Below are 22,481 nucleotides of genomic sequence, written 5' to 3'. Positions count from 1 at the left end.
GGTCCGGGGTGGCCCGGGGAGCCGGGAGTCCGGCGTGCGGTGGAGGAGGAGCGGCGCGGTGTCGTTGTTCTGGCGGGTCTTCGGGCTGAACGCCGTGGTGCTGGGCACGGCCACGGTGCTGCTGCTGTGGGCCCCGATCACGGTGTCCGTGCCGATCCTGGTGACCGAGGCGGTGATCCTGCTCGGCGGTCTGACGGTGATGCTGGTGGCCAACGCGGCGCTGCTGCGGATCGGTCTGGCCCCGCTCGGCCGGCTGACCCGGCTGATGACGACGATCGACCTGCTGCGGCCCGGCCAGCGGCTGACGGTGCGCGGCCACGGCGACGTGGCGGAGCTGATCGTCACGTTCAACGCGATGCTGGACCGGCTGGAGGCCGAGCGCGCGGCCAGCAGTGCCCGGGCGCTGTCCGCGCAGGAGGCCGAACGGCGCCGTATCGCACAGGAGTTGCACGACGAGGTCGGGCAGAGCCTCACCGCCGTGCTGCTGGAGCTGAAGCGCGCCGCCGACCGTGCCCCGGACCCGCTGCGCGACGAGCTGCACCAGGCGCAGGAGGTCACCCGCGAGAGCCTCGACGAGGTGCGCCGGCTGGCCCGCCGGCTGCGCCCCGGTGTGCTGGAGGACCTCGGGCTGGTGAGCGCGCTCACCGCGCTGGCCACCGACTTCGGCACCCACACCGGGCTGCGGGTGCGGCACGGCTTCGACAGCGGTCTGCCGCCGATGACGCCGGAGGCGGAGCTGGTGATCTACCGCGTCGCGCAGGAGGGGCTGACCAACATCGCCCGGCACGCCGAGGCCACGCACGCGGAGCTGAGCCTGCGGTGTGCCGAGGACGGCCACGTGGTGCTGCGGCTGAGCGACGACGGCCGCGGTCCCGGGCTCGTCCCGGAGGGCTCCGGCATCCGCGGCATGCGGGAACGTGCCCTGTTCGTCGGGGCAGCACTGGAGATCGCACCGGGCCCCGAGCGCGGCACGCAGGTTCTGCTGTCCGTGCCGGTGGCCGGAGAGCAGGAGTCATGACATCCCACGCCCCCTCCCCCGTTCCGTCCCCCGCCCGCGTCCTGCTGGCCGACGATCACGCCCTGGTGCGCCGCGGCGTCCGGCTCATCCTCGACAGCGAGCCGGATCTGCGCGTCGTCGCGGAGGCGGGCGACGGCGCCGAGGCGGTCCGCGCGGCGCGCGAGCAGGAGATCGATCTGGCCGTGCTCGACATCGCCATGCCCCGGCTGACGGGGCTCCAGGCCGCCCGCGAGCTGGCCGCCGTCGCTCCGCGCACCCGCATGCTGATGCTGACGATGTACGACAACGAGCAGTACCTGTTCCAGGCGCTGAAGGCGGGCGCCTCCGGCTATGTGCTGAAGTCCGTCGCCGACCGGGATCTGGTCGCCGCCTGCCGGTCGGCGATCCGCGGCGAGCCGTTCCTGTACCCGGGCGCGGTCACGGCGCTGATCCGCAACTATCTGGAGCGGGCGAGCCGGGGCGAGGAGACGCCGGACTCACTGCTGACCGCGCGCGAGGAGGAGGTCCTCAAGCTCGTCGCCGAGGGCCACTCGTCCAAGGAGATCGCGGCCCTGCTGGTCATCAGCGCCAAGACGGTGCAGCGCCACCGGGCGAATCTGCTGGCCAAGCTGGGGCTGCGGGACCGGCTGGAGCTGACCAGGTACGCCATCAGGGCCGGGCTGATCGAGCCCTGAGCCGTCACCCGCTCCGCCGTCCGGCCGTGCCGAACGGTTCCGGCGCGCCTACCGTCGGGGGTACGGCCCGCGCCCGGGCGGCACACGTCCGGCCGCGGGTCCGCCCGGGGCCCGGCCGGCGCCTGCTCCCGGGCCCGTCCGAGCCCCTGCCCGGTGAGGAGGCGGCGTGGCCGTTCACCACGGACCGGCGGATCCGAGGGGGCGCGGGGGCCGCACCGTCGCCCCGGCGAGCCCGCTGCACGGCGCGGCGAACCCGGCGGCCGACATGGAGGCCGTGCCCCCGGTCGACCGGCTGCCGGACGGGATGCTCTCGCCGGAGACGACGTACCAGCTCGTGCGGGACGAGCTGATGCTCGACGGCAACGCGCGGCAGAACCTCGCCACCTTCGTCACGACGTGGATGGAGCCGCAGGCGGACGCTCTGATGGCCGCGTGCCGGGCCAAGAACATGATCGACAAGGACGAGTACCCGCGGACGGCGGAGCTGGAGCGGCGCTGTGTGGCCATGCTGGCCGATCTGTGGCACGCGCCCGAGCCGCACCGGGCGGTGGGCTGCTCGACCACGGGCTCCAGCGAGGCGTGCATGCTCGCGGGCATGGCGCTCAAGCGGCGGTGGGCCTCGCGGCGCGGTGACCGTGCGCCGACGGCGCGGCCCAACCTCGTCATGGGCGTCAACGTCCAGGTGTGCTGGGAGAAGTTCTGCGACTTCTGGGAGGTGGAGGCGCGCCAGGTGCCCATGGAGGGCGAGCGGTTCCATCTCGATCCGCAGGCCGCGGCCGAGCTGTGCGACGAGAACACCATCGGCGTCGTGGCCGTGCTCGGCTCCACCTTCGACGGCAGCTACGAGCCGGTCGCCGAGGTGTGCGCGGCGCTCGACGCCCTCCAGGAGCGCACGGGGCTCGACGTCCCGGTGCACGTGGACGGCGCGTCCGGCGCGATGGTCGCCCCGTTCCTCGACCCGGACCTGGTGTGGGACTTCCGGCTGGAGCGGGTGGTGTCCATCAACACCTCCGGGCACAAGTACGGGCTCGTGTACCCGGGTGTGGGCTGGGCGCTGTGGCGGGAGGAGCGGTGTCTGCCGGAGAGCCTCGTCTTCCGCGTCAACTATCTCGGCGGGCAGATGCCGACGTTCGCGCTGAACTTCTCCCGGCCGGGCGCCCAGGTGGCCGCGCAGTACTACACCTTCCTGCGGCTGGGCCGCGAGGGTTTCCGCACCGTCCAGCAGGCGTCCCGGGACGTGGCGCGCCAACTCGCCACCGGCATCGAGGGGTTGGCGGACTTCCGGCTGCTCACCCGCGGCGACGAGCTGCCCGCCTTCGCGTTCACCACCGCGCCGGGGGTCACCGCGTACGACGTCTTCGACGTCTCGCGCCGGCTGCGCGAGCACGGCTGGCTGGTGCCCGCCTACACCTTTCCCGCGCACCGCGAGGATCTGTCGGTGCTGCGCATCGTGTGCCGCAACGGGTTCAGTGCGGACCTGGCGGCGATCCTGCTGGAGGACCTGGGCCGGCTGGTGCCCGAACTGCGCCGCCAGCCGCACCCGTTGGTCGAGGACAAGCCGCGCGAGACCGGCTTCCACCACTGAGCACCCGCCGCCGGGCCCCTCACCTGGCACGACCCCGGGCCGCAGGGCGCCGCGCCCCGTGATGGAATACGTGCGCCGACAGGATCGACGAACGGGGGACGGCATGCGCAAGGCCATGGCCGGGGTGGCACTGATCGCCGCGCTGGGGCTGCTGACGGGCTGCAACGACGACGACAAGGGCGACGGGGGCGGCGGGAGCAAGAAGGCGTCCGGCGCCGGGAGCAGCGCGCACGGCGGCGAGCACGGCGGCGGCGACAGTGGGGACAAGGGCGGGGACTCCGGCGCGCAGAGCGACGAGGCCGGGCTCCAGCGCGCGAAGCGGAAGGTGACCCTGGAGGTCACCGGCGAGGGCAAGGCCGCGCAGCCCATCATGTACATGCTGGAAGGCGGCCCGTACTACGCCTCACAGCTGCCCTTCAAGAAGGAGAAGACGCTCTCCCTGACGCCCGCCCAGCAGAAGGTGGGCCAGCTGGTCACGATCGTCCCCGGCTCGACGAAGGGCAGCGACGGCATGCTGAGGCCGGCGCCCTGCACCATCACGGTCGACGGCAAGAAGGTCGCGGACAACGACGACGGCAAGGACCCCGAGGGCTGCAAGTACAAGGTCCACTGAGCGGGCCGCGCACGGGCCCGCCGTGCGGACCGCGGCCCCGGAGCGTCACACGGGCTCGCCGTGCGCGGTGGCGGCGGGCCCCGGCCCGTCGGTGTACGCCTGCGCGAAGTGCACCGAGGCCGCCCGCTCGGCCCGGGCGAACCAGTCGCCGAGCCCCGCGGGGCCGGGCGCCGGCACCGCGCGGGCGGCGCTCTCGATGCGGTCCAGCGCGCTGTTCGCCCGCCGTCGCACCGCCGCGAGATCCTGCCCGACCAGCCGCCCGTCGCGCTTGCGGTACCGGCCGTCGACGAGAACGGTCCGCACATCGGCGGCACTTGAGTGCAGCACGACCGTCCCGGCGCGGTGGCTCGGGCGCACCAGGTCCATGCGGGGCGCGACGACGACGAGGTCCGCCTTCTTGCCCACCGTGAGCGAGCCGATCTGCGAGCCGAGCCCCAGCGCGTCCGCGCCGTTGCGGGTGGCCCAGGTCAGCGCCGAGCGCACGCCGAGGCCGACGGAGAGCGGCACGGCGCCGGAGCGGTGGGTGACCTCGTGGTCGAGGCAGCGCTGCATCTGGAGCGCGAGCCGCATCTGGGCGAAGAGGTCGCCCGAGCCGACGCAGACGATGTCCGTGCTGAGCGCCGGGGCCAGGCCGTGGTCGAGCGCGGCGCGGAACGGCGGACGGCCCATGCCCATCTGCATCTCGGTCTCCGGCGCGATGCTGACCCGGCCGCCGCTGCCGGCCAGCAGCCGCCACTCCCGGTCGGTGAGGGCCGGGCAGTGGATGTGCAGATGGCCGGGGCGCAGCAGCCCGTGGTCGTCCAGCTCGCGCAGACCGCGCAGCAGCACCGAGCCGGTGGCGGCCCCGGTGTGCGAGGCGCCGAGGATGCCGAGTTCGTCCGCCGTGCGGATCTCCGCCGCGGTGTCGGCGAACGGCGAGAGGCCGAAGTCCCCGTACAGCATGGCCATCCGGCCCGGTCCGGCGTCGCTCGGGAAGTGCTCCTCGCGCACCCGGCGGGCGTCCGCGAGCCGCTGGGCGTGCGAGGTGAAGGCGGGCGGCCGCACGTCGTACTCCTGCATGCCGTAGGCGTAGACGAAGCGGATGCCGGCCGCGCGCAGGGCCGTCACGGCGGCGTCGGCGTGCGCGGGGCTGTCGACGCAGTCGCAGCAGTCGAGGACGGTGGTGATGCCCGAGTCGAGCGCGTCCAGGGCGCCGACGGTCGAGGCGATGCCCAGCTCGTCGGCGCCGAGGAGCGCGCCGGTGCCGTGGAAGGTCGTCGCGAGGAACTCCACCAGCGACTGGTCGGCGGAGACGCCGCGCAGCAGCGAGAGCCAGGTGTGCCGGTGGCTGTCGATCAGCCCGGGGAGGACGGTGCCGCCCGCCGCGTCCACACGTTCGGCGTCGACCCCGTCGAACTCCTCCGCGCGGCCGGTGACCGCCACGATGCGGTCGTCCTCGATCAGGACGGCGCCCTCGGGCACCTCGCCCCACTCCTCGTCCATCGTGATCACATGGCCGCCCGTCACGAGCTTCCGGTCGACACCCATGCACGCCACCTCCCCGGTGTTGTCGCCGTGCGGTCCGCACGCCGGGACGATGCTGTCCGGCCGGAACGCGCCCGCGCCAATGCCGCTTCCAGCCCGCGGTATAGCCGGTTCGGCATAGCTGCCGGCCACCCCGGTATTTGTTCGCCGCGCCGAACGGAAGCACGCTGTTCCCAGGCCGCGCCCTCCCGGTGGGAGCGACGCACGACGCGTGGACAGAGGTGCACACGGACATGACCGCCATGAACAGCACACGCCTCAACGGGCACAGCCTCGACTTCGACGTCACCGAGGCCGCCGACGCGAGACCCGGCGCTCCGGACCTCCTGCTGCTCAGCGGCTGGTGCCAGGACCACCGGCTCTTCGACCCGGTGCTGCCGCTGCTCGCCGCCGGGCACCGGGTGATCCGGATGGACTGGCGCGGCCACGGGCGGGAGCGCACCGTCGACGGCGACTTCGGGGTCCGGGAGATGGCCGACGACGCGGTCGCGCTCCTGGACGAACTGGGCGTCGGCCGCGTGGTGCCGGTCTCCACCTCGCACGGCGGCTGGGCGAACGTCGAGACGGCCGACCGGCTCGGCACCGCCCGCGTCCCGGGGCTGGTGGTCATCGACTGGCTCATGCTGCCGGCCACCCCCGGCTTCCTCGCCGACCTGCGGACCAGTCAGGACACCGCCACCTGGCGCGCGGGCCGGCAGAACCTGTTCGACATCTGGCTGGGCGACGCGGACTGCCCCGCCGTCGCCCACCATCTGGAAGCCGAGATGGGCTCCTTCGACCACGAGATGTGGGCACGCTCCTGCCGGGTCATCGAGGACGCCTACACCACCTGGGGTTCGCCGCTGGAGCGGATGGCCGCACTCCGCGAGCGGCGGCCCGTGACCCACCTCTTCTCCCAGCCGGGCGAGGAGCCGTACCTGGACGCGCAACGGGAGTTCGCGGCCCGGCAGCCGTGGTTCACCCCGCACCGGCTCGGCGGCCCGACCCACTTCCCGACGCTCGACTCCCCCGCGGCGGTCGCCGAACGGATCGCGGCGTTCTGCGCGGAGCTGCCGTGACCGCCGCGGCCCCCGGGAGCATCCCCGACCCGGACAGCTCCCTCACGGACGCCGAGCTGGACACGGCGTACAACGTCCAACGCGGCGTCGGCGACCGGCTGTTCGGGCAGCTCATGGCGCGCTACCGGGACGAGTCGGAGCGGGCCGTGGCCGGGCTGCCCGGGCACGCCGGTCTCGTCCACGACGAGCGCAGCGGCGAGCGCCTGGACGTGTGGGGCACCGACGGCGGCGCCCCGCGCCCGGTGTTCGTGTTCCTGCACGGCGGCTACTGGCGTGCGCTGTCCCGCGCCGACTCCTCGTTCATGGCCCGCACCCTGTACGACAACGGCGCCGCCACGGTGGTGCCGGACTACACCCTCGCCCCGCACGCCTCGCTGGAGGAGATCGTCCGCCAGGCACGGGCCGCCGTCGCGTGGGTGCACCGGCACGGCCGCGCCCACGGCCTGGATCCCGAACGCATCGTGGTCGGCGGCAGCTCCGCCGGCGGCCATCTCACCGGGATGCTGATGGTCGACGGCTGGCAGCGGCACTTCGGCCTGCCCGAGGACGTCGTGAAGGCCGCCATGCCCTTCAGCGGCCTCTACGATCTGCGCCCCATGCCCCGCCTGTACGTCAACGACTGGCTGCACCTGGACACGGAGCGGGCCGCGGCCCTCAGCCCGCTGCTGCTGCCCGCCACCCGGCACTGCCCCGCCGTGGTCACCGTCGCCGAACACGACGGCACCGGGTTCCTCGCCCAGTCCCGCCGCTTCCACGCCCGCCGGCCGGGCGCGGAACTGCGCGTCGTCCCGGGCCGCAACCACTACGACGTCGTCCTCGACCTCACGGACCCCGCCAGTGCCGTGAGCACGACGCTCCTGGAACTCCTGCACAGCGTCTGAGAGTTGCGGGCCGACCGCCGACGGCCGCCCCCGGCCCCGGGCGTCCCCGCGGGCCGGGGCGTAGATTCGCCGACCATGAAGGTATTCCTCTCGGTCGACCTGGAAGGCGTCTCCGGCATCGTGCACGCCACCGAGACCCGCCCGGACGGCTACGACTACGCCCGCGCACGGGCCCTGATGACCGCCGAGGCCAACGCCGCGATCGCCGGTGTCCTGGACGCCGAACCGGCGGCGGAGGTGCTGGTCGCCGACGCGCACGGCCCGTTCCGCAACCTCCTGCCCGAGGAACTGGACCGGCGGGCGCACCTCGTCCGCGGCAAGCCGCGGCCCCTGGGCATGCTCGGCGGCCTCGAAGCGGACACCGACGCGGCCCTGTTCATCGGTTACCACGCCCGCGCCGGCTCCGGGCCCGCCGTCCTGGCCCACACCATGAGCGGCGACGTCCTCGACGTGCGGGTGGCCGGGCGCTCGCTCGGCGAGACCGGGCTCAACGCGGCCATGGCCGGGCATCTGGGCGTGCCCGTCGTCCTGCTCAGCGGCGACGACGTGGCCTGCGCCGAGCTGCGCGACCTCGTCCCCTCGGCCCGCACCGTCGCCGTCAAGCAGGCCCTCGGCCAGACCGCCACCGTCGCCCCGCACCCCGAGGAGGCCCAGGAGCGGCTGCGCCGGGCCGCCCGCGAGGCCGTGGCCCGGCGCTCGGAGGTCGCGCCGCTGGCCCTGCCCGGCCCGCTCGACGTGGAGGCCGACCTCCTCAACCCGACCGCGCTCGACCTGGCCGAACTCGTCCCGGGCGTCACCCGCACCGGCGGCCGGACGGTCGCCTTCACCGCCGCCGACACCGCCGAGGCGTACCGGCTGGTCCTGCTGCTCGTCCAACTCGCGACCATCAGGCCCGCGTAGCGCCGGTCCCGCTCGTCGTGCCCGCCCCGCTCGTCGTGCCCTCCCCGCTCATCGTGCTCGTCGTGCCCGGCGTGCCCGTCCCGCCCGTCCGGGTCCCCTCCGGCGGGCCCGGGCGGCCGGGCAGCAGCAGGCTCAGCGGCAGAGCGGCGGCGGCGAACCCCGCCGACCACCAGAAGGCGGTGCCGAAGCCCGATGCCAGGGCCGCGGGCGTGCGGGCGCCCGCCGAGGTGTGCTGGAGGACCACGAGGAGCAGCGCGGTGCCCGCGGAGCCGCCGACCTGCTGGGCGACGCGGCTGATGCTCGCGCCCTGGGGGATCTCGCCGGGCGCGAGCCCCACGAAGGCGGCGCCCATGATCGCGATCATGGCGGCCCCCAGCCCGACGCCCCGCACGAACAGCACGGCCATCAGCAGGGTGTTGCTCGTGGTGGCCGTGACGAGGCCGAACGGCACGGTCGAGGCGACGGTCAGCACGAACGCGACGACGGAGACCGGCCGCGCCCCGAACCGGTCCATGCATCTCCCGGCGAGCGCACGGGAGATGAGGGTGCCCACGCCCTGCGGGACGAGCAGGAGCGCGGCGCCGAGCGCGGACTCGCCGCGCACCTGCTGCCAGTACAGCGGCAGCAGCAGCATGGTGCCGTAGAGGGCGGCGCCGGACAGCAGGACCAGCGCCGTGGACGACGCGAGGCTGCGGTGGCGGAACAGCCGGATGTCGATCAGCGCTCGCGGGCCGCGTCGCAGCGCCCAGGCGAGGTATCCGGCCAGCAGGGCGAGTCCGGCCGCGAGGGGCAGCACGGTCTGCACGGTCCGGGCGGGCCCGGTGGTGTCGGCGATCCGGGTCAGCGCGAGGACGACGAGGGCGATGCCGGGCGAGAGCAGCAGCATCCCGACGGGATCGAGGCGGGCGCGGGGCCCGGGGCCCGGCCGGTCGGCCGGCAGGCGACGCCGGGCGAGGAGGATGCCGAGGACGCAGAAGGGCACGTTGCACCAGAAGATCCAGCGCCAGTCGCCGAGGTGCAGGATGACGCCGCCGAGGACGGGCCCGAGCACCGGCCCGAGGGCCGTCGGCACGGTGATCAGCGACATGACCCTGCCGACGGCGCGCCCCTCGGCCGCCTGCATGACCAGCGTGAACAGCAGCACCGTCAGGGTGCCGCCGCCCAGCCCCTGGACCACCCGGAAGGCGATCAGGCTCGGGAGGTTCCACGCCGTGGCGGCCAGCAGCGACCCGAGCAGGAACAGACCGAGGGAGACGATCCACAGACGTCTGCCGCCCAGGACCGCCTGGAGCGCGCCCGCCGCCGGCATGACGGTGGCCAGCGCCAGCAGATAGGCGGTGCTCACCCACTGGACCGCGGACAGCGAGGCGTGCATCCGCCCGGAGAGGTCGTCGAGGGCGACGCTCATGATCGTGGTGTCGAAGATGACGGCGAGCGCCCCGACGATCAGTGCGACGGCGGTCCGCCGCAGGCCCGGGTCGAGCGCGCCGGTCGGGGACGGCGGCGGCCCGGTGCCGTCTTCGGTGGCCATGGGAACCCCTTAAGGAAGAGTCGTCTATCTTACGGGCCACCGTAGGGCGCCGGGTTAAGGTAGGCAAGTCTTTCTCAAGGAGGGTGGTCCTCGATGGCGGAGCGGCGCCGCGGCGCAGCACTGGAGAAGGCCCTGCTGGACGCGGCCTGGGAGGAGCTGACGGAGCAGGGCTACGCGCGGTTCACCATGGACGCGGTCGTCAAACGGGCGGGCACCAGCCCACCGGTCCTCTACCGGCGCTGGTCCGACCGCGACGCGCTCGCCCGCGCCGCACTCGTCCACCGGCTGCGGGAACTCGTCCTCCCCGTCCCCGACACCGGGAGCCTCCGCGAGGACGTCCTCACGCTCCTGCGCGAGATCAACGCCACCCGCGCCCCGCTGACCACCACGCTGTACGCCCACCTCGCCGCGCACCACCAGGCGACCGGCACCCGCCCCGCCGACCTCACCGACCCCGTCACGACCGGCCGCAAACAGGCCGTCGACGTGCTCTTCGACCGCGCCGTCGAACGCGGCGAGGCCGACCCGCGACGCCTCACCGAGCGCGCCAGATCCCTCCCCTTCGACCTGCTGCGCCAGGAACTCCTGTCACACTTCGCGCCCGTCGAGGACCGCGTCCTGGAAGAGATCGTCGACGAGATCTTCCTCCCGCTCGTCACCCCGCGCCCCGGGTGACCCGGACCGCCTCACGCCCTGCACGAGCCCCCGCCGGACCGGCGAACTATAGTGCGGCTGCGGCCCGTCAGGGTCATGACCGGCCGCGGCACACACGGGGACACGGGGAACAGCAGGGGGAACGGCCATGGCGCACCGGCGCTCCAGCATCTACGACGTCATCGGGGCCCCCGGCCCCTCCCCGGACGACACCGGCCTCCAACTGGCCTCCCAGGGCGGCGGCGGGGACGACCCCTGGGGCGGCGACGGCGTCAAGTCCGACAAGAAGAGCTGGGACAACGCCTCCAGCGGCGTCTCCTCCCTGAAGGAGAGCATCGGCAAGGCCCGCTCCAAGATGCACGCGCCCGGCAAGGGCCTGAAGGCGGACGACTTCGAGTGCGGCTCCGTCCTCGGTGAACTCCACACCACCTGGGAGGAGTACCTCGACAAGGTCAGCGGGCGCTGCACCACGCTCGCCGACCGGCTGACCAAGGCAGGCGGCGACCACTACAAGAACGACCAGGAACGCAAGGCCGCCTTCGCGAAGCTCAACGACAAGTACAAGGACACCCCCGGCCGCGGCTCGAAGGGCCACGACGGAGGCGGACGGTGAAGTACCAGACGCTCGCCGCGCTCGAACCCGCCGACCTGGACAAGCTCGTCGACGGCTTCCGCGCCGCCTCCGACATGGGCAGCCACGCCAAGGACAAGCTCAACGACCAGGTCGCCCCGAAAATGCGGGAGCACCTCGACGGAGCCGCGGTCAAGGCCGCCACCGCCCAGGTCGGCAAGCTCTCGGACAACTTCCACTACACGCAGGTGCAGTGCGGGCTCATCCGCACCAACATCCAGCTCCTCAAGGAAGCCCTCGAAGAGGCCCGGAAGAAGCTGAAGAACGCCCTGGCCGACGCCGAGACCGAGGGCCTCAAGGTCAACCCGGACGGTTCGGTCGACTACCCGTCCGCCGGGGACAAGGACGACGACGGTAAGCGCCCCGAAGGCGGCACCGCCACCGGCTACACCCCGAGCACGCCCTCCCGCGAGAACTTCGGACTCGGTTCGAGCACCCGGGACCAGGCCGCTGCCCTGGAACGCCAGGCCAACTACCAGTCGGACAACCCCAAGGCGGCCAAGGCCCAGGCGATAGCCGACGACATCGCCGCCGCCGTGCACGCCGCCACCAAAGCGGACCAGACCTACGCGCCCGTCCTGCGCAGACTCAAGGCCGACGACGATCTGAACGTCTCGCACGCCGACTGGGCCGACGCCAGGAAGGACACCGCCGCCTCCCGGAAGGCCGCCGCCAAGATCGGCGCGGATCTGCCGCCCCTGCCGAAGGACGGCAGCCCCCAGGACAACAAGAAGTGGTGGGACGGCCTCAGCCAGGACGACAAGGACAGCTACGTCGCCCTGCACCCCAACGCCGTCGGCGCCATGGACGGCCTCCCGGCCGACGTCCGCGACGAGGCGAACCGCATGAAACTGGCCGAGACCAAGGGCACCTACGAGACCCAACTGGCCGCCATTCCCAAGCCGCCCGACAAATACATCCTGACCAGCCAGGGCTACGTCACCAGCGTCGAGTGGGAGAAGTGGAACAAGAAGTACGGCGACCGGCGGGAGGAGCTGGAGGACAAGCTCAAGGGGATGGACGCGATCCAGAAGCGTTTCGACAAGACCGGCAAGGACGGCCTTCCAGAGGCATACCTGCTGGGCTTCGACGCAAAGGGCGAAGGCGACGGCAAAGTCATCCTCGCCAACGGCAATCCGGATGAGGCCAAACACACCGCCGTCCATGTGCCCGGAACCACCACCAACATCAAGAGCATCGGCGGCAACCTCGACGACATGGACAGCCTCTGGGCAGCGAGCCAGAAGAAGGCACCCGGGGAACCCGTTTCCACCGTCATGTGGTTCGACTACGACGCACCGGACAGCATCGGCCAGTACATTCCGAACACCGGCAACGCCGGACACTGGGCCGAGGACGGGGCGCCGGCGCTCCAGAAGTTCATGCAGGGCACCGAAGCGGCTCAGGGCGGCGCCGACGCCAGTCACACGACCGTCTCCGGGCACTCCTACGGCAGCACCGTGGTCGGTCAGGCCACCAAGGAACACGGCGGCCTGCCGGCCGACGACATCATGGTGCAGGGCAGCCCCGGCATGCAGGTCAAGCACGCGGAGGATCTCGGGGTCGGGGCCGACCACGTCTGGTCCGTCGCCGCGCGCTCCGAGGACGACGTCCTCGTACGCGAAGGCGGCAAGATGATGGGCCTCGGCGAAGGTGGCAAGATTCCCGACGACATACGTTTCGGCGCGAAACGCATGGAACCCGGCGACCACGCATCCCTCCTGTTCGGCCACAGCAGTTACTGGGACGAGCCCGGCGGTAGGGAGTCGGTGAGTCTGCGGAACATGGCGAACGTCGTCGTCGGCAACTACGGCAAGGTGGAAACGATGCCGGAAGTCGGAGGTACCAAGTGACGCAGCCGGCAAGTCGTCTCAAACGGCGGGGGGCGCTCTGGGTGGTGCCCCTGGTCGGTGTCGTAGCCGTAGCAACAGTATGGATGACCATGCACGAAGCGGGATCGGAAACGAGTTCCGGAAGTACCGGGCAGCAGCAGGAGCGGGCCGAGGGCATCCTCGGCTATAAGCCTGAAGTACGGGACATCGCAAAGGCGAAGGACGAGGTCAACAGCATCTCCAGCCGGGTACTCGACTGGATGAAGGTACGCGGCAGCGTCACCGAACCCAGCGCGGCGGCCCACAAATGCGAAGCGGTGGATCCCGATTTCACCAAGTACTACGTGGTCAACCACCCCTGGAGCGTCTACGACCTCAAGAAGGGCAGCTTCGACGAGGCGATGGACAACCTCCGCAAGACGCTCCCCGAAAAGGGCTGGAAGATCACCAAGGACGGCCCGATGCGCACGAAGGACGCCGACCCGGAGATCGTCGCCGTCCAGCCCGACTCGCACCACACCCTCACCGTCCAGTGGCTCAAACCCGCCCGGCCCGGGCGCAAGGAGCTGATCAGCGTCGACGTCGACTCCCGCTGCTTCCGGGCTCCGGAGGGCGTCGACCCGTACAGCGGCTGAGGGCGCTCCCGGGGGGGGGGCAGGGGTGGCCCGGACACCCCGGATGGACACGTCCGCCGGGCGGCCCGGCCCCGGACGGTCTAGCGTCGGCCCAGAGGGGCGGGGGACGGTCGGGCGAGCGGTGGGAAGGGAGTGTGGCCCGTGTCCGGGACGGCTTCGAGGACCACCTCCGATCTGATCGTCGAGCGGCTGCTGCGCTGGGGCGTGGACACCTGCTTCGGGATCTGCGGCGACCAGGTCAACGGCTTCTTCGAGGCGCTGCGTACCCATCAGCGGATGCGGTTCGTGCATGTGCGGCACGAGGAGAACGCGGCGCTGGCGTGCGTGGGGTACGCCAAGTTCACCGGGCGGCCCGCCGCGTGTGTGGCCACGGCGGGGCCGGGCGCCGTCCATCTGCTCAACGGTCTCTACGACGCGCGGATCGACGGTGCGCCGGTGATCGCGATCACCGGCCTGTCCTACCACGACACGGTGGGCGCGCACTTCCTCCAGGACATCCCCTCGGACCGGCTCTTCGCGCACGCGTGCCTGTTCTCCGAGCGGGTGATGGGCCCCGCCCACGCGGTCACCGCGACTGATCTCGCGGTGCGCAGCGCGCTGATGAACCGCACCCCGTCGCACCTGGCCGTGCCGATCGATGTGCAGTCGTGGACGGTCGAGCAGGACGCGCCGTCGGACAAGAACGTGCCGGGGCACACCTCGACGGCGGCGCAGCCGTTCGAGGTGCGGCCCCCGGCCGAGCAGGTGCGCAGGGCGGCCGAACTGCTCAACTCCTGTGCGCGGGTGGCGATCTGTGCCGGGGCGGGGGCGCGCAGCGCGGGCGCGGAACTGGAGCGGGTCGCGGAGGCGTTGGGCGCGCCGATCGTCAAGGCGGGCCTGGGCAAGGACTGTGTGCCGGACGACAGCCCGTACACCACGGGCGGCATGGGGCTGATCGGTACCCGGGCCTCGCACGAGGCGTTCGAGGAGTGCGACGGCTTTCTGATCGTCGGCTCGTCCACCCCGTATTACGACTTCTGGCCGGCACCGGGGCAGGCGCGGGCGGTGCAGATCGATGTCAACGCCGACCGGATCGGGATGCGCTACCCCGTCGAGGTCGGGCTGGTCGGTGACGCGGCGGCGGTGCTGGACACGCTGCTGCCGCAGCTGACCCGCAAGGACGACCGGTCGTTCCTGGAGCGGGCCCGGGCGACGTACCGGGCGTGGTGGGAGCTGATCGGGCGGCAGGCCGCCTCGTCGGGTACGCCGATGCGGCCGCAGGTGGTCACCTGGGAGCTGTCCCGCGCCCTGCCGGATGCGGCGATCGTCACCGGGGACGCCGGGACGGTGACCGCCTGGGCCGGGCGGCTGATGCTGCGGGCGGGCATGCGCTACTCGTTCTCCGGCACGCTGTGCACGATGGGTTCGGCGCTGCCCTATGCGATCGGCGCCCAACTCGCCCATCCCGGGCGGCCGGTGATCGCCGTGACGGGGGACGGCTCGCTGTCCATGGGCATGGGCGAGCTGGCCACGCTCGCCCAGTACGGCCTTCCGGTGAAGGTCGTCGTGCTGCACAACAACTCCCTCGCTCTGGAGGTGTGGGAGCAGTCCGCGCTGCTGGGCAATCCGCAGTTCGGCTGTGCGCTGCACCCGGTCGACTTCGTCGCGGTGGCAGAGGCGTGCGGGCTGACGGCCTTCCGGATCGAGGACCCGGCCGAAGCGGCGGAGGTCTTCCGTCGGGCCATGGCGCAGGAGGGCCCGTGCCTGGTCGAGGCGGTCACCGACCCCTACGAGGCCCCGTTCGGTGAGAGCCTCAAGCCGGCGCACGCCCAGCACATCGCCGAGGCGTTCGGCAAGGGTGAGCAGGCCGCCGGGCCCATGGCGCGCAACCTGCTCCAAGACGACCGCGTGGCCCTGTCCCCCGCCCTCCAGCAGCACCGGGACGCGCTCTCCCGCTACCGCTGAGCCCCGCGCCGGCGCACAGCCGAGCGCGGGAAGCCCGTGCCGGCCGGTCGGGTGCCGGAAAGGCGGGTTCCGGGACGCCGGTGCAGCAGCGCAGCAGCCGGGCCGGGCGACGGGCACACCCGGGTGTCGGGGACACTGGGCGGATGGCCGAGAGCAATCGTGAGCTGGCGGATTTTCTGCGTCGGGCGCGGTCCCAGGTGGATCCGTCGGGTGCCGGGCTGCCACCGGACAGCCGGGCACGGCGGGTGCCGGGGCTGCGCCGTGAGGAGGTCGCGCTGCTGGCCGGGGTGTCGACCGACTACTACACCCGGCTCGAACAGGGCAGGCGCATCACCCCGTCACCGTCCGTGGTGGAAGCGGTGGGCCGTGCCCTGGGGCTCGACGACGCGGGGCGCGCACATCTGCGGGATCTCATCGGGACGGGAGCGCCCGCCCGGGAGCGGTCGCCGGGCGTCCAGCGGGTGCGCCCGGGGCTGCGCCGGCTCGTCGACGCGCTGGACGGCGAACCGGCGCTGGTGCTGGGGCGCCGCACCGACGTCCTCGCCGCCAACGCGATGGCCGCCGCGCTGTTCACGGACTTCGAGCGGCTCCCGGCCCGGCACCGCAACTACGCGCGCTGGATGTTCCTCGACGCGGGGGCGCGCGCCCTGTTCGTCGACTGGGAGGAGCAGGCGCGCGCGGCCGTGGAGAATCTACGTCTCGACGCCGGACGCGTCCCCGGCGACCGGCACACGGCGGCGCTGATCGCCGAACTGCGCGAGGAGAGCCACGAGTTCGACGCGTGGTGGGAGCAGCACCGGGTCCATCAGCGCACCCACGGCTCCAAACGCCTGCGCCATCCGGTGGCCGGTGAGCTGACCGTGGAGTACGAGACGCTCACCCCGCCGGGCGACCCGGACACGACCCTGTACGTGTACACGGCCGAGCCCGGTTCGCCGTCGGCACGCGCGCTCGGTCTCCTCGCCCACGGGCTCGACGCCGCCGGGCTCGACGCCGCCGGACCGCGCACCTCCGGGCGGCACGCCTCCGGGCCCGGCGCAGGCCGGTGACCCCCGCGCGGGAGGAGGCCGTCAGGACGGGGTGAGCAGGGAGGCCGGGGTGCGGCGGGCGGCGGGCTGGTGGGCGAGCAGGGCCTCGGCCATCCCGTGCTCGTTGGGGAAGTCCATCGGGACGATGCCCAGCCCGTGCCAGCCCGCGCCCGCGCCGGACAGCAGCTCCTTGACACGGGGGTTGAGCCGGTCGGCGTTGGAGCGGGGCGGCAGCAGCGCCGCGGTGCTCACGTAGTTGACGAACAGCTTGCCGGGCTGCTCCACGGCCTTGCGGAAGTGGTCCTCTATCAGCCCGAACTTGCCGAGGGGTTCGGTCATGTACTCGTCCTGGATGTCGAAGAGCGCCGGGTCCCCGTACCGGACGCCGGGCAGCCCGTCGGAGTCGGCCAGCAGCACCACGTGCCCGCGCGCCCGGCCCAGCGCGGGCAGGCTCGTGTCGAGCCGGAAGAGGGAGCGCCAGCCGCGGTCCAGATAGCCCTCGAAGACCTGCGCGAACGCCTCGGCGCTCTCCTCGGAGTACTCCTGCTGCACCCGCATCAGCACCGTCTCGGTCGGGTGCGCCGTCAGGAAGTCCCGGCAGGCGCCCAGCACGTCGTCGAAGTTGAGGTGCTGGTAGACGGCGCCGTGGTGGATGCTGAAGGCGCCGTCGAAGAGCCGGCAGCGGATGTCCAGGAAGCGGATCCCGGAGTTCAACTGCTCGGCTATAGAGGTGTTCTGGCACTCCGTCCACCAGCCGCCGTGGCGGGCGCCGGAGTCGTGCGTGCCGGGGATCGTCAGCGTGCGCAGATCGGTGCCGTCGGGCAGGGCGCCCAGCCACGCCTCGGGGCCCGCCGTGGCGGACCCGGAGGCGTGGGCCGTGCCCGTCGCCGCCCCGGTCAGCAGGGCGGCGGCGGAGAGGGTGGTCAGGCCGGTGAGGAGTGAGCGACGTGTCAGAGGCATGAGGAGATCGAAGCACGGGCGGCCCAACTCGCCCACCCCGGGCGGGCGCTGAGATGTCCGGCGGGTGCCGCACACCGCGTCGCGACCGGCTCCCGCGAGGCGGCCGGCACCCCGGCCGCGCCCGACCGCGGCCCGACCGCGGCCCGACCGGGGCCTCTTCGGCGTCGCGGGAGCGGCCCCCGGTGGCTCTCAGACGAAGACCGAGAGCAGCAGGGCCATCAGCAGCCCGCAGACGCTGACCAGGGTCTGGATCGCGGTGTGCGACTTGGTGGCCTGGCCCAGGGTCATCCCGAAGGACTCCTTGACCAGCCAGAACCCGGCGTGGTTCACATAGTTGAGCCCGATCGAGCCGGCGCCGATGGCGACCACCAGCAGGGAGCTCTCCACACCGCCGCCGTGCCCCACCATGGGCCCGAGGATGCCGGTCGCCGCGACGATGCCGACCGTCGCCGAGCCGGTGGAGAAGGACAGCACCAGCGCGATCAGCCAGCCGAGCAGCAGCAGGTTGAGGTGCGCGCCGGTGGCGGCCGACTCGATGGCCTTGCCGATCCCGGTGTCCTCCAGCACCTGGTTGAACGCGCCGCCACCCGCGATGATCAGCAGGATCCCGGCCACGGACTTGATGCTGTCGGTCAGCGACTCGCGTACCTTCTCCGGCGGCTGCCCGCTGCGGTAGCCGAGGGCGAACAGCGCGAACAGGAACCCGGCGAACATCGCCACCACCGGCTCGCCCGTGAAGGTGAGCACGTGCCGCAGCGGGCTGCCCTCGGACAGCGCCAGCTCCGCGACGGTGCGCAGCAGCATCAGCACCACCGGCACCAGCACCGCCGCCAGCGCCCAGCCGAGCGGCACCCCACCGGCCCGTGAGCCGCCGCCCGCCGTGCCGGTACCGGCGTCCGCCGTCCCCGCCCCGGCACGCGCGGCTCCCGCCCCCGCCCCGGAGCCCGACCCCGTACCCGGATCCGTCTCCGTACCCGAGTCCTTCTCCGCACGCGAGTCCGTCTCCGCCGTTGTTCCGGTGAACTGGGCGACGAGTTCGCGGTCCGGGTGGACGGCCAGGCGCGGCGCGATCCACCGCCCGTACACGGGGCCGGAGAGCACGATGGTGGGGACCGCGCAGACCAGCCCGACGAGGATGGTCGTGCCGAGGTCGGCGTGCAGCCCCTCGACCCCGATCAGCGGGCCCGGATGCGGCGGCACCATGCCGTGCAGGGTGCACAGCGCCGCGATGGTCGGGGCGGCGAGGAAGACATAGGGCGAGCCCTTGACCTGGCCGCTCTCCTGGAGCCGCCGCGCGACGCTGAAGATCAGCGGCAGCAGCACGATCAGCCCGATCTCGAAGAACATCGGGATGCCGATGACGAAGGCCGCCCCGGCCATGTACCACGGCAGGGAGCGGGTGCCGGCGCGGTCCACGATCACCCGCGCGATCCGTTCGGTGGCACCGGAGTTGGCCAGCAGCCGGCCCAGCATCGCGCCGAACGCCAGCGTGATGCCGACGTCACCGAGGATGCCTCCGGCGCCCTTCTCCAGCGACTCCGCGATCTCCTCGGTGGACAGCCCGGCCACCAGCGCCACGCCCACCGAGACCGCCATCAGCGCCACGAACGGATGGAACCGCAGCCGGGAGTTGATCAGCAGCACCAGGACGCCGATCGCCACGGCGAGGGTGAGCAGCAGCAGCCACGCGTGCCCCGTCACGGCCGCCGCCCCGGGGACGCGACGGCACGGCCCGCGGAACGCGAGTCGGTTCCGGGACGGGCGGTGCGGTCGGTCGGCGGGGCGGTGCGGGCGGTGCCGTCGCGCCACGCTGCGCGCGGTATGAGCATGCGGAACTCCTGCGGTCGGGACTCGTGCCGCGACGCTCCCGGCCCGCACCGGGCCGAACCGTGCCGTCGGCCGGGCGTGCCGTACCGCGGGGCCGTACCGCGGAAGCCGTACCGCGGGGCCGTGCCGTACGGTCGGGCACCGCGGGGCAGGGCCGCCGGGCCGGGCGGGGGTGCGGCGGGTGCGCCGGTCCGGGACGGGCGGCGCACGCGTCCCGCGGGCCTCCGGTCGCGTCGCGTGTGTTTCCGGCGGGAAGCTATCCGCCGGGCACCGCGCCGCAGAAGCATCCGTGCACAACCCGCGAAAGCGCTGTTCCGCGAGTTGTGTGCATTGTGCTCAGCGCTCCGGCCGGGGCTACCGTGGGAGCGGTGAAGTCCGCTCCGCCCCCTCCCGCCGACGGCCGGCGCCCGCCCGCGGCGCCCCACCGGCGGACCCGCCCCTGGCCGTGGCTGCGACTGCGCACCCGCACGCTGCTGCTCCAGTGCGCCGTGGTCACCCTGGTGGTGTGCACCGCCTTCGGCGCGTTCGCCCACGACAGCGAGCAGCGGCTCACCCGCGAGTACCAGCAGCGCGCCCTCGCCGTCGCCCGCACGCTCGCCGGGGAGGCGGACATCCGCGCGGCGGTGGCCCGCTGGTCGGACGCCGCGGACCGGCCCGGCGGCGGCGCCGCGCACGCCTCCCGCGCCACCCTCGTGAACGGCGCGCTGAACTCCCGCGCCGAGACGGTCCGGCGGCGCACCGACGCGCTGTTCGTCGTCCTCACCGACGACCGCGGCATCCGGCTGTCCCACCCGGACGCGGCCGAGCTGGGCCGCAGGGTGAGCACCGACCCGTCGGCCGCGCTCTCCGGGCACGAGGAACTGGCCCGGCACCGTGCGCACCTCGGCGAGGAGGTCGTGGCCAAGGTGCCGGTGCGCGCGCCCGGCTCGCGCCGGGTCGTCGGGGAGGCGAACGTCGGCGTCTCGGCCGCTTCCGTGCACGCCGAGCAGACCCGGGTGCTGCTGAGCGGCCTCGGCTGGCTCGTCGCGGCGCTGCTGGTCGGCCTCGCCGCCTCCGTGCTGCTGGCCCGCCGCTGGAAACGGCTCACCCTCGGCCTGGAGCCGGAGGAGCTGGCCACGCTGGTGCAGGAGCAGGAGGCCGTGCTGCACGGCATCGGCGAGGGCGTGCTCGCGCTGGACACCAGGGACCGGGTGACGGTCGCCAACGACGAGGTGCGCACCCTCCTCGGCATCGAGGCGGTGCCCGGCACCCCCGTCCGGGAGCTGGGCCTCACCCCGCGGGTGCGCTCGGTGCTGCGGGAGCCGGACGCCGGGCGTGCGGCGATGGCGGTCGTCGGCGAGCGGGTGCTGGTCGTCTCGGCGCGGACCGTACGCCGGGAGGGGCGTCGGCTCGGGACGCTGCTGACCGTCCGGGACCGTACGGCCGTGGAGTCGCTGACCCGGCAGCTCGACGCCGTCCGGACCATGAGCGCCGCGCTGCGGGCCCAGCGGCACGAGTTCGCCAACCGGCTGCACGTGCTCTCCGGGCTGGTGCACTCCGACCGGCCGGAGCAGGCCGCCGGCTATCTGGACTCCCTGCTGGTCTCCGGCCCGCTCGGCGAGACCCTGCCGGACCCCGACCCGCGCGCGGTGCGGGACGCCTCGCTGCGCGCCTTCCTCTCCGCGAAGGCCGCGGCGGCGCGGGAGCGCGGGGTGACGCTGGTGGTGGGCGGCGGCACCTGGGTGCCCCGGGCGGTCACCGCGCCCGTCGATGTGACGACGGTGCTCGGCAACCTCGTGGACAACGCCGTCGACGCCGCACAGGCGGGACGGCGCACCCCGCGCCGGGTGGAGGTCGAACTCATCGGCGTGGACGACGCGTTGCTCGCCACCGTCGCCGACAGCGGCGACGGCGTGGCCGCCACGCGCCGGCACGACCTGTTCGACGAGGGCGCCTCCACCAAGGAACCGGACGCCGACGCCCTCGGCGGACGCGGTGTCGGGCTCCCCCTCGCCCGCCAGATCGCCCGCGCCCGCGGCGGCGACCTCCGGCTCACCGCACCGGGAGCCCCGCCCGCGCCGGCCGGCCCGTCCGAGGAGGCCCCTCCCGGCACGACGGCCGCCGCCGCGGACAGCGCCCCGGACAACACTGCGGACGGCGCCCCGGACGACCGGGTGACCGGCGGCGCCGTCTTCGTGGCCCGCCTCCCGGGCGTACTGGCCTGCGCCGACGAGCCCCCGAGGGACGAGGCGCCCGACGAGACCCCGTCCGACGAGGACCCGACGGACGAACCGCCCGGCGAGGGCCCCACCGGCGAGGACCCGGCGCACGAACCGCCCGGCGAGGGCCCCACCGGCGAGGACCCGGCCCGCGAGGGCCGAACCGGCGACGCCCCACCCCGCGAGAGCCCGACCGACGACCCCCCGGAGCACCCCGTATGAGCACCAGTCGTACGCCCGCCGACCCGCAGCGGCCGCTGTCCGTCCTCGTCGTCGACGACGACTTCCGGGTCGCCGGGCTGCACGCGGACATCGTGGCGGAGACGCCGGGCTGTGCGGTCGCGGGGACGGCCGGCTCCGCCGAGGAGGCGCTGCGCGCCGTGCGCCGGGACGGCACGCGCGTCGATCTCGCGCTCGTCGATCTGTATCTGCCGGACCGCCCGGGGCTGGAGCTGCTGCGCGCGCTGCCCTGCGACACCTTCGTACTGAGCGCGGCGGACGAGGGGCGTACGGTGCGCACGGCGCTGGCCGCGGGCGCGCTCGCGTATCTGATCAAACCCTTCGCACGCGAGACCCTCGCCGCCCGGCTGCGCGGCTATGTGCGCTACCGGCAGGCGACGGACGCGGAGACCGTCGGCCAGGACGCGCTGGACGACGCGCTCGCCGCTCTCAGCGGCGGCGGCCCGGCCGGCCGCCGCTCCCCCACCACCGCGGCGCACGCGGTGACCCGGGAGCTGGTGCTCGGCACCGTCCGGGACGCGGCCGGGCCCCTGTCGGCGGGCGAGGTCGCCGCCGCGGTCGGTGTCTCCCGCGCCACGGCCCAGCGGTATCTGGCCGACATGGTCGCCCACGGTCTGCTGCGGATGCGTCTGCGCTACGGCGCGGCCGGCCGCCCCGAGCAGGAGTACCGGGTGCCCTGAACCGCCCGCCGGGGCACGCCCGTTGCCCGGCACACCGGCCGCGCAGGCCCCCGGCACACCGGGCTGCG

Annotated in this window: 19 protein-coding genes; 15 read left to right on the top strand and 4 right to left on the bottom strand. The window is 73.6% G+C overall.

The window, feature by feature from the left end; all coding sequences use genetic code 11:
• The first annotated feature begins 58 nt into the window (after positions 1–58).
• From SCA03_RS12870 to SCA03_RS12855, 4 genes are all read left to right on the top strand, one after another.
• Positions 59–1,018, top strand: a complete 960-nt coding sequence (locus tag SCA03_RS12870; protein ID WP_030885784.1) for a HAMP domain-containing sensor histidine kinase — start codon at positions 59–61, stop codon at positions 1,016–1,018.
• Positions 1,015–1,692: a response regulator gene (locus SCA03_RS12865; RefSeq protein ID WP_030885786.1), complete on the top strand. Its 678-nt coding sequence runs from the start codon at positions 1,015–1,017 to the stop codon at positions 1,690–1,692. The genes SCA03_RS12870 and SCA03_RS12865 overlap by 4 nt, the downstream gene beginning before the upstream one ends.
• Before the next feature lie 166 nt (positions 1,693–1,858).
• Complete coding sequence (gene gad, locus SCA03_RS12860) at positions 1,859–3,277, top strand: glutamate decarboxylase (protein ID WP_371863925.1); 1,419 nt, start codon at positions 1,859–1,861, stop codon at positions 3,275–3,277.
• 103 nt (positions 3,278–3,380) lie between these two features.
• Complete coding sequence (locus tag SCA03_RS12855) at positions 3,381–3,890, top strand: hypothetical protein (RefSeq protein WP_030891768.1); 510 nt, start codon at positions 3,381–3,383, stop codon at positions 3,888–3,890.
• Positions 3,891–3,935: 45 nt separating this feature from the next.
• Here SCA03_RS12855 and SCA03_RS12850 read toward each other — a convergent pair whose 3' ends face one another.
• Positions 3,936–5,417, bottom strand: a complete 1,482-nt coding sequence (locus SCA03_RS12850; protein ID WP_086817743.1) for an amidohydrolase family protein — start codon at positions 5,415–5,417, stop codon at positions 3,936–3,938.
• 230 nt (positions 5,418–5,647) lie between these two features.
• On the opposite strand from SCA03_RS12850, the gene SCA03_RS12845 reads away from it, so the two are divergent.
• The 3 genes from SCA03_RS12845 to SCA03_RS12835 all read left to right on the top strand — a co-directional run bounded on the left by SCA03_RS12845 (position 5,648) and on the right by SCA03_RS12835 (position 8,253).
• Complete coding sequence (locus SCA03_RS12845) at positions 5,648–6,472, top strand: alpha/beta fold hydrolase (protein WP_211293558.1); 825 nt, start codon at positions 5,648–5,650, stop codon at positions 6,470–6,472.
• Positions 6,469–7,353 (top strand): alpha/beta hydrolase, encoded by an 885-nt coding sequence (locus SCA03_RS12840; protein ID WP_230988621.1) that lies wholly within the window; start codon positions 6,469–6,471, stop codon positions 7,351–7,353. The genes SCA03_RS12845 and SCA03_RS12840 overlap by 4 nt, the downstream gene beginning before the upstream one ends.
• 75 nt (positions 7,354–7,428) lie before the next feature.
• Positions 7,429–8,253 (top strand): M55 family metallopeptidase, encoded by an 825-nt coding sequence (locus tag SCA03_RS12835; protein ID WP_030885802.1) that lies wholly within the window; start codon positions 7,429–7,431, stop codon positions 8,251–8,253.
• Here SCA03_RS12835 and SCA03_RS12830 read toward each other — a convergent pair.
• Positions 8,240–9,784, bottom strand: a complete 1,545-nt coding sequence (locus SCA03_RS12830) for a DHA2 family efflux MFS transporter permease subunit (protein ID WP_086817742.1) — start codon at positions 9,782–9,784, stop codon at positions 8,240–8,242. The two genes, SCA03_RS12835 and SCA03_RS12830, sit on opposite strands and share 14 nt — an antisense overlap.
• A 93-nt stretch (positions 9,785–9,877) precedes the next feature.
• On the opposite strand from SCA03_RS12830, the gene SCA03_RS12825 reads away from it, so the two are divergent.
• The 6 genes from SCA03_RS12825 (at position 9,878) to SCA03_RS12800 (ending at position 16,529) form a co-directional block, all read left to right on the top strand.
• Entirely contained in the window at positions 9,878–10,459 is a 582-nt protein-coding gene (locus tag SCA03_RS12825; protein ID WP_030885807.1) for a TetR/AcrR family transcriptional regulator, read from the top strand.
• 127 nt (positions 10,460–10,586) lie between these two features.
• A complete protein-coding gene (locus SCA03_RS12820) occupies positions 10,587–11,051 on the top strand; it encodes a hypothetical protein (protein WP_086817741.1) in 465 nt (154 codons plus the stop codon).
• Positions 11,048–12,922, top strand: a complete 1,875-nt coding sequence (locus SCA03_RS12815) for an alpha/beta hydrolase (protein ID WP_086817740.1) — start codon at positions 11,048–11,050, stop codon at positions 12,920–12,922. Before SCA03_RS12820 ends, SCA03_RS12815 begins: the two co-directional genes overlap by 4 nt.
• 83 nt (positions 12,923–13,005) lie before the next feature.
• Positions 13,006–13,536 (top strand): hypothetical protein, encoded by a 531-nt coding sequence (locus tag SCA03_RS12810; protein ID WP_086817739.1) that lies wholly within the window; start codon positions 13,006–13,008, stop codon positions 13,534–13,536.
• 141 nt (positions 13,537–13,677) lie between these two features.
• Positions 13,678–15,480: a thiamine pyrophosphate-dependent enzyme gene (locus tag SCA03_RS12805; protein WP_030885822.1), complete on the top strand. Its 1,803-nt coding sequence runs from the start codon at positions 13,678–13,680 to the stop codon at positions 15,478–15,480.
• A gap of 143 nt (positions 15,481–15,623) precedes the next feature.
• Entirely contained in the window at positions 15,624–16,529 is a 906-nt protein-coding gene (locus tag SCA03_RS12800) for a helix-turn-helix transcriptional regulator (RefSeq protein ID WP_086817738.1), read from the top strand.
• A 21-nt stretch (positions 16,530–16,550) separates the two neighbouring features.
• On the opposite strand, the gene SCA03_RS12795 is transcribed toward SCA03_RS12800, so the two are convergent.
• The gene (locus tag SCA03_RS12795; RefSeq protein WP_030885828.1) at positions 16,551–17,468 is read right to left on the bottom strand and encodes a phosphatidylinositol-specific phospholipase C; all 918 of its coding nucleotides are present in this window, start codon (positions 17,466–17,468) and stop codon (positions 16,551–16,553) included.
• A gap of 189 nt (positions 17,469–17,657) precedes the next feature.
• The gene (locus tag SCA03_RS12790) at positions 17,658–19,169 is read right to left on the bottom strand and encodes a GntP family permease (protein WP_141275374.1); all 1,512 of its coding nucleotides are present in this window, start codon (positions 19,167–19,169) and stop codon (positions 17,658–17,660) included.
• A gap of 494 nt (positions 19,170–19,663) precedes the next feature.
• On the opposite strand from SCA03_RS12790, the gene SCA03_RS12785 reads away from it, so the two are divergent.
• A complete protein-coding gene (locus SCA03_RS12785; RefSeq protein WP_230988620.1) occupies positions 19,664–21,715 on the top strand; it encodes a sensor histidine kinase in 2,052 nt (683 codons plus the stop codon).
• Complete coding sequence (locus SCA03_RS12780; RefSeq protein WP_086817222.1) at positions 21,712–22,413, top strand: response regulator; 702 nt, start codon at positions 21,712–21,714, stop codon at positions 22,411–22,413. Before SCA03_RS12785 ends, SCA03_RS12780 begins: the two co-directional genes overlap by 4 nt.
• The last annotated feature ends 68 nt before the right edge of the window (positions 22,414–22,481 follow it).

Origin of the sequence: Streptomyces cacaoi, from assembly GCF_006539165.1 — a bacterium.
GTDB classification, from domain to species: Bacteria; Actinomycetota; Actinomycetes; order Streptomycetales; family Streptomycetaceae; genus Streptomyces; species Streptomyces cacaoi.
The sequence above is the reverse complement of the archived record's forward strand: the minus strand, read 5'-3'. Positions and strand labels throughout refer to the sequence as shown.

Bases quoted from the DNA above. Each gene is read 5' to 3' on its own strand.
- SCA03_RS12865 (WP_030885786.1), top strand. From the start codon at position 1,015: ATGACATCCCACGCCCCCTCCCCCGTTCCGTCCCCCGCCCGCGTCCTG.
- SCA03_RS12855 (WP_030891768.1), top strand. From the start codon at position 3,381: ATGCGCAAGGCCATGGCCGGGGTGGCACTGATCGCCGCGCTGGGGCTG.
- SCA03_RS12850 (WP_086817743.1), bottom strand. From the start codon at position 5,417: ATGGGTGTCGACCGGAAGCTCGTGACGGGCGGCCATGTGATCACGATG.
- SCA03_RS12845 (WP_211293558.1), top strand. From the start codon at position 5,648: ATGACCGCCATGAACAGCACACGCCTCAACGGGCACAGCCTCGACTTC.
- SCA03_RS12835 (WP_030885802.1), top strand. From the start codon at position 7,429: ATGAAGGTATTCCTCTCGGTCGACCTGGAAGGCGTCTCCGGCATCGTG.
- SCA03_RS12830 (WP_086817742.1), bottom strand. From the start codon at position 9,784: ATGGCCACCGAAGACGGCACCGGGCCGCCGCCGTCCCCGACCGGCGCG.
- SCA03_RS12825 (WP_030885807.1), top strand. From the start codon at position 9,878: ATGGCGGAGCGGCGCCGCGGCGCAGCACTGGAGAAGGCCCTGCTGGAC.
- SCA03_RS12820 (WP_086817741.1), top strand. From the start codon at position 10,587: ATGGCGCACCGGCGCTCCAGCATCTACGACGTCATCGGGGCCCCCGGC.
- SCA03_RS12810 (WP_086817739.1), top strand. From the start codon at position 13,006: ATGACCATGCACGAAGCGGGATCGGAAACGAGTTCCGGAAGTACCGGG.
- SCA03_RS12800 (WP_086817738.1), top strand. From the start codon at position 15,624: ATGGCCGAGAGCAATCGTGAGCTGGCGGATTTTCTGCGTCGGGCGCGG.
- SCA03_RS12795 (WP_030885828.1), bottom strand. From the start codon at position 17,468: ATGCCTCTGACACGTCGCTCACTCCTCACCGGCCTGACCACCCTCTCC.
- SCA03_RS12780 (WP_086817222.1), top strand. From the start codon at position 21,712: ATGAGCACCAGTCGTACGCCCGCCGACCCGCAGCGGCCGCTGTCCGTC.